This window comes from Falsiroseomonas oryziterrae, assembly GCF_021864505.1.
In the GTDB taxonomy this organism is placed as follows: Bacteria; Pseudomonadota; Alphaproteobacteria; order Acetobacterales; family Acetobacteraceae; genus Falsiroseomonas; species Falsiroseomonas oryziterrae.
Window position 1 is genome coordinate 1 of the sequence record NZ_JAKJIB010000276.1, and the last position, 5,775, is coordinate 5,775.

Annotated in this window: 6 protein-coding genes; all 6 read left to right on the top strand. The window is 72.3% G+C overall.

The window, feature by feature from the left end; all coding sequences use genetic code 11:
* A partial coding sequence (locus L2I40_RS17960) for a hypothetical protein (RefSeq protein WP_237216566.1) occupies window positions 1-198 on the top strand: 198 nt, incomplete at its 5' end.
* Between the two features lie 76 nt (window positions 199-274).
* Window positions 275-1,048, top strand: a complete 774-nt coding sequence (locus tag L2I40_RS17965; protein WP_237216567.1) for a DUF6065 family protein — start codon at window positions 275-277, stop codon at window positions 1,046-1,048.
* Between the two features lie 104 nt (window positions 1,049-1,152).
* Entirely contained in the window at window positions 1,153-3,813 is a 2,661-nt protein-coding gene (gene alaS / locus L2I40_RS17970) for an alanine--tRNA ligase (protein ID WP_237216568.1), read from the top strand.
* A gap of 22 nt (window positions 3,814-3,835) precedes the next feature.
* Window positions 3,836-4,447 (top strand): hypothetical protein, encoded by a 612-nt coding sequence (locus L2I40_RS17975; protein ID WP_237216569.1) that lies wholly within the window; start codon window positions 3,836-3,838, stop codon window positions 4,445-4,447.
* Window positions 4,444-5,526, top strand: a complete 1,083-nt coding sequence (locus L2I40_RS17980) for a DmpA family aminopeptidase (protein WP_237216570.1) — start codon at window positions 4,444-4,446, stop codon at window positions 5,524-5,526. The genes L2I40_RS17975 and L2I40_RS17980 overlap by 4 nt, the downstream gene beginning before the upstream one ends.
* Window positions 5,527-5,560: 34 nt before the next feature.
* The coding region (locus L2I40_RS17985; protein WP_237216571.1) for a hypothetical protein at window positions 5,561-5,775 on the top strand (215 nt) is incomplete at its 3' end.

Below are 5,775 nucleotides of genomic sequence, written 5' to 3' on the forward strand. Positions count from 1 at the left end.
CCGCCGCCGGTGGCGGATGAGGGCAAGGCGCGTCCCGGCGCCGGCCTGAAGGCCGCGCCGCGCCCGGTTCCGGCGGCGGTGGCGGATGAGGGCAAGGTGCGCCTCGGCGCCGGGCTGAAGGCGGCGCCGCGCCCGGTTCCGGCGGCGGTGGCGGATGAGGGCAAGGTGCGCCTCGGCGCCGGGCTGCGCCGCGGTTGACATCACCGGGGCGGAGGGCATGCCCTCCGCCCTGCCTCGCCGATCCTGGCAGGCCAACTCGCGACGCAGGATCCGCATGACCACCGCCAGCCCACCCATCGTCACCTTCTACCGCATGATCGATGCCGCGCCGGCGCCGGTCCGGGCAGACCGCTCGGGCCTCGGCAGCCTGCCGACCCGGGCCTATCGGCATTGCGACGCGGTGACCTCGGCGGCGGGATTCGGCTGGCACATCCACCCGCCCTGCGACTTCGACCTCTACTGGGATGGCTCGCAGATCCAATGGACCTGCGACGGGCTGGACCAGTGGCTGCCGCTCGGCGCCGCGCAGTTCCCGCATTTCCGCGCCCGCTTCGACGCGGCGGCGCCCGACGCGGTGAAGGAGTATTCGCCGCCCTTCCTCACCGCGATCCAGGAGCCGGGCGTGGTGCAGGTCTGGACCGGCCTTGCGGTCCGCACCGCGCCGAACTGGAGCGTCCTGCTCCGCCCCCTTGCCAACCTGCCGCGCCATCCCGGCTACGAACCCTATGAGGGGCTGATCGAGACCGACCACTGGTTCGGGCCGCTCTTCACCAATCTCCGCCTGACCCGCACCGACCAGCCGGTCCGTTTCCGCACGGGCGAGCCCTTCCTGCAGCTGCAGCCCATCCCGCGTATGGCCTATGCCGAGGCGGTGCTGAACGGGCCCGGCATGGTCGAGAACCTCGAGGCCTGGCAGGACGTCGACTGGGACGCCTACCACCGGCACATCGTCGCGCCGAACAACGATCCGAACCACCAGCCGGGGCGGTATGCCGCGGAAGCGCGGCGTCGGCGGCGCGCCGGCTGCCCCGTCACTGGCACCGCCTGAGCGCAAGGCGGGGGCCGGCATCCGGCAGCCTGCCCTCGACGCGCCATCCCCCGCGCGCTAGGTGAAGCGGCTTTGTCCAAACGCTTGGATCACCGCCGGCCGCCATGACCAGCAGCAACGACATCCGCGCGACCTTCCTCGACTACTTCCGCCGCAACCGGCACGAGGTGGTCGAGAGCTCGCCGCTGGTCCCGCGCAACGACCCGACGCTGATGTTCGCGAACTCGGGCATGGTGCAGTTCAAGAACGTCTTCACCGGGCAGGAGCGGCGCCCCTATGTCCGCGCCACCACGGCGCAGAAATGCGTCCGCGCCGGCGGCAAGCACAATGACCTCGACAATGTCGGCTACACCGCGCGCCACCACACCTTCTTCGAGATGCTGGGGAATTTCTCCTTCGGCGACTACTTCAAGGAGCAGGCCATTCATCATGCGTGGGAGCTGCTGACGAAGGATTTCGGCCTGCCCAAGGACCGGCTGCTGGTCACGGTGTTCAGCGAGGATGACGAGGCGCCGGTCTACTGGAAGAAGATCGCGGGCCTGCCCGACAGCCGCATCATCCGCATCCCGACCTCCGACAATTTCTGGCGCATGGGCGACACCGGCCCCTGCGGCCCGTGCTCCGAGATCTTCTTCGACCATGGCGACAAGATCGCCGGCGGCCCGCCGGGCAGCGAGGACCAGGACGGCGACCGCTTCATCGAGATCTGGAACCTCGTCTTCATGCAGTACGAGGAAGGGCCGCCCGGCACCCGCGTGCCGCTGCCCAAGCCCTCGATCGACACCGGCATGGGGCTGGAGCGCTTCGCCGCCATCCTGCAGGGCAAGCACGACAACTACGACACCGACACGCTGCGCGCGCTGATCCTGGCGAGCGCCGAGGCGACCGGCCAGGCGCCCGACGGCCCCTTCCGCGCGAGCCACCGCGTCGTGGCCGACCACCTCCGCGCTTCCTCCTTCCTGGTGGCGGACGGCGTGCTGCCCTCGAACGAGGGGCGCGGCTACGTTCTGCGCCGGATCATGCGCCGCGCGATGCGCCACGCCCACCTGATGGGCACGCAGGATGCGCTGCTGCACCGCCTGGTGCCGACGCTGATCCGCCAGATGGGCACCGCCTATCCCGAGCTGATCCGCGCCGAGGCGCTGATCACCGAGACGCTGAAGCTCGAGGAAGGCCGCTTCCGCAGCCTGCTCGCGCGCGGCCTCGGCCTTTTGTCCGAAGAGACGGCGAAGCTCGGCGACAAGGGGGTGCTGCCCGGCGAGGTCGCCTTCCGTCTCTACGACACCTACGGCTTCCCGCTCGACCTGACGCAGGACGCGCTGCGCGGCGAGGGCAAGAGCGTGGACACCGCCGGCTTCGAGGCCGCGATGGCCGAGCAGAAGCGCCGTGCCCGCGCCGCCTGGGCCGGATCGGGCGAGGCCGCGACCGAGACGCTGTGGTTCGACCTGAAGGAGAAGGTCGGCGCCAGTGAGTTCCTCGGCTACTCGACCGAGACGGCGGAGGGCGAGATCGTCGCCATCGTCCGCGACGGCCAGGTGGTGGATAGCGCCCCGGTCGGCGCCGAGGTGGCGGTGGTGCTGAACCAGACGCCCTTCTACGCCGAGAGCGGCGGCCAGGTCGGCGACACCGGCCTGATCTCCGCCGGCGAGGCCTGCCGCATCGTCGTCCGCGACACGCAGAAGAAGCTCGGTGAGCTCTTCGTGCATTACGGCACCGTCGCGCATGGCGAGGCGAAGGTCGGGCTGCCGGTCCAGGCCGAGGTGGACCATGTCCGCCGCGGCGCGATCCGCGCGCACCATTCCGCGACCCACCTGCTGCACGAGGCGCTGCGCCGGCGCCTCGGCACGCATGTCAGCCAGAAGGGCTCGCTCAACGCGCCCGACCGCCTGCGCTTCGACGTCTCGCACAACGCGCCGATGTCGGATGACGACCTCGCCTGGGTCGAGGCCGAGGTGAACGCCCGCGTGCGCGAGAACGCCGAGGTCACGACGCGGCTGATGACGCCGGAACAGGCGGTCGCCGCCGGTGCGATGGCTCTGTTCGGCGAGAAGTACGGCGAGGAGGTGCGCGTCGTCGGCATGGGCCACGACGCGGCCGCCGCCGAGAAGCACGGCGTCTATTCGCTCGAGCTCTGCGGCGGCACGCATGTGCGCCGCACCGGCGACATCGGCCTGTTCCGCATCGTGAGCGAAGGTGCCGTCAGCGCCGGCGTCCGCCGCGTCGAGGCGGTGACGGGGGAAGCGGCGCTGAAGGTGATCGAGGAGCGCGACCGCCAGCTCAACGACGCCGCCGCCGCGCTGAAGGTCCGCCCGAGCGAGCTGCCGGAGCGTGTCACCACGCTGCTGGAAGAACGCCGCAAGCTGGAGCGCGAGGTGGCGGAGCTCCGCAAGAAGCTCGCCACCGGCGGCGCCGCGGCGGAGGTCGAGACGATCGGCGGCCTGCGCGTCGCGTTGCGCGACGTGGGCGAGGTACCGGCGCGCGACCTGAAGGGTCTCGCCGAGGCTATCCTGAAGGGCGGCACCGCCGATGTCGCCGTGCTGGTCAGCACCGAGGGCGGCAAGGCCAGCATCGTCGCGGGGCTGGGCGAGGGTGCGAAGGGCAAGGCGGACGCGGTGTCGCTGGTCCGCGCCGCGGCCGCCGCCGTCGGCGGCAAGGGCGGCGGCGGCCGGCCGGAGATGGCCCAGGCCGGCGGCCCCGACGCGTCGAAATCCGCCGAGGCCCTGGCGGCCGTGCGCGAGACGCTGTCCCACGGAGTCGCGGCATGATGCGGGCGACGGAACACGCGGCGTGAGGCTTCGCGCCGCGGTCCTGGGCGTTCTGCTGCTCGGCAGCCTGGCGCCCGCCGTGGCGGAGGAGGTCACGCTGCGCGCGAACCGTCCCGGGCGCGGGGCGATGGAGTTGCGCGTCGAGCCGGCTCAGGCCGCCTGGATCATCCGGGTGCTCGATCCCGCCGGCGCCCAGGTGCAGGTCATCGAGGTGCGGCGCGACGCCACGCAGCCGCCGCCGCATATCGTGGACGCGGATGGCGACAATGCCGGCGACCTCTGGGTGCCGATAGCCGTCGACAACGCGAACACGACATTCGAGATCTGGCGCAACGTCCCGGTCGCCGGCCGCTTCGTGCGCGCCGGCACCGTCTCGGGGATCAGCTTCCGGCGCGACGGCGGATACCTGGTCGCGATCGGCCGCGATGGCTGCTGCGCCCTCGGATACGAGTTCCACCGTTTCCGCCCCGACGGGCTGCTGTTCCTGACCTTCACCATCTCGGCCAGCTTCCGCGCGGACGGCACGGTCGAGGATTGCGGCGTCACGGTCGAGACCGACCGTGCTCCGGAGGCGCTGCGCCGCCGCTGGTGCGCGGGTGGCGCGGAGGACCAACGGCCGGGCCTGCGCCTGTGAGCGGGCGCTGCCGCGCCCGCGACCTCGGCTTCGCCCCCGGCATCCTGCCGCCCGGCCCGCTCAACGCAATCACCGACGTCGCCGGCTTGCGCGTCGGGCAGGTGACGGTCATCGCCGGCGAGTCCACCCGCACCGGCGTCACCGCGATCCTGCCGCATGGTGAGAATCCCTTCGCGCATCGCGTGCCCGCCGGGCTCTTCGCCATGAACGGCTTCGGCAAGATGGCGGGCGTGACCCAGGTGCTGGAACTCGGCGAGCTCGAGACGCCGATCCTGCTGACCAACACGCTGGCCGTCGGCCGCGCCGTCGAGGCGCTCGTCGACTGGACGCTGGCCCAGCCCGGCAACGAGGCCGTGCGCAGCGTCAACGCCGTCGTCGGCGAGACGAATGACGGGCGCCTGAACGACATCCGCACCCGCGGCGTGAGCACGGCCGAGATGCGTGAGGCTCTGGAGATCGCCGCGCCCGGTCCCGTGGCGGAGGGCAGCGTCGGCGCCGGCACCGGCACCATGGCCTTCGGCTGGAAGGGTGGCATCGGGACGGCCTCGCGCGTGCTGCCGCCGTCGCTCGGCGGCTGGACGGTCGGCGCGCTGGTGCAGGCGAATTACGGTGGCGCGCTGACCATGTGCGGGCTTGAGGTAGGGAAGCTGCTCGGCAAGTACTATCTCGCGGACCACCTCGCGCAGCAGGCCGACGCGGACGGCTCCGTCGTCGTCGTCGTCGCGACAGACGCGCCGCTCTCCGACCGCAACCTGCAGCGCCTGGCGCGCCGCGCGATGGCCGGCATCGCGCGGACGGGTGCCGCCTTCAGCGACGGCTCGGGCGACTACGCCATCGCCTTCGCCACCCATCCGGACGTCATCCGCACGCCGCAGAGGCGGGCGGCTGCCGCGACGCTGGCCGACTGGCCGAACGAGCGCATGTCGCCGCTCTTCGTCGCGGCTGCCGAGACGACGGAGGAAGCGGTGCTCAACGCGCTGACCATGGCGACGACGGTCGAGAGCCGCATCGGCGGCCGTCGCGTCGTCGGCGCGGCGCTGCCGCTTGACCGCGTCATGGCGCTGCGCAACGGCGGTTAACGCGCCGCTCACCGCGCCGCGCGATGGCAGCGGCATGGATGCGGCAATCCAGGACCTGCTGGTGGCGCTGGCCGGCTTGGCCCTGGCACTGGTGATGCTCGGCCTTGGGCGCGGCGCGCTCTGGCTGTGGCGCGAACTGGTCGCGATCCTCCGCCTGCCACGCCGCCGCGGCGCCGTCCTCGTCGCGCGGCTGCGCGGGATCCGGCTGCGCCGCAGCCGGGCGCTCGCGCGGCGCGAAGGCGCGCGGTC

Coding starts and splice junctions, on each gene's coding strand:
- alaS (WP_237216568.1), top strand. CDS start 1,153: ATGACCAGCAGCAACGACATCCGCGCGACCTTCCTCGACTACTTCCGC.
- L2I40_RS17965 (WP_237216567.1), top strand. CDS start 275: ATGACCACCGCCAGCCCACCCATCGTCACCTTCTACCGCATGATCGAT.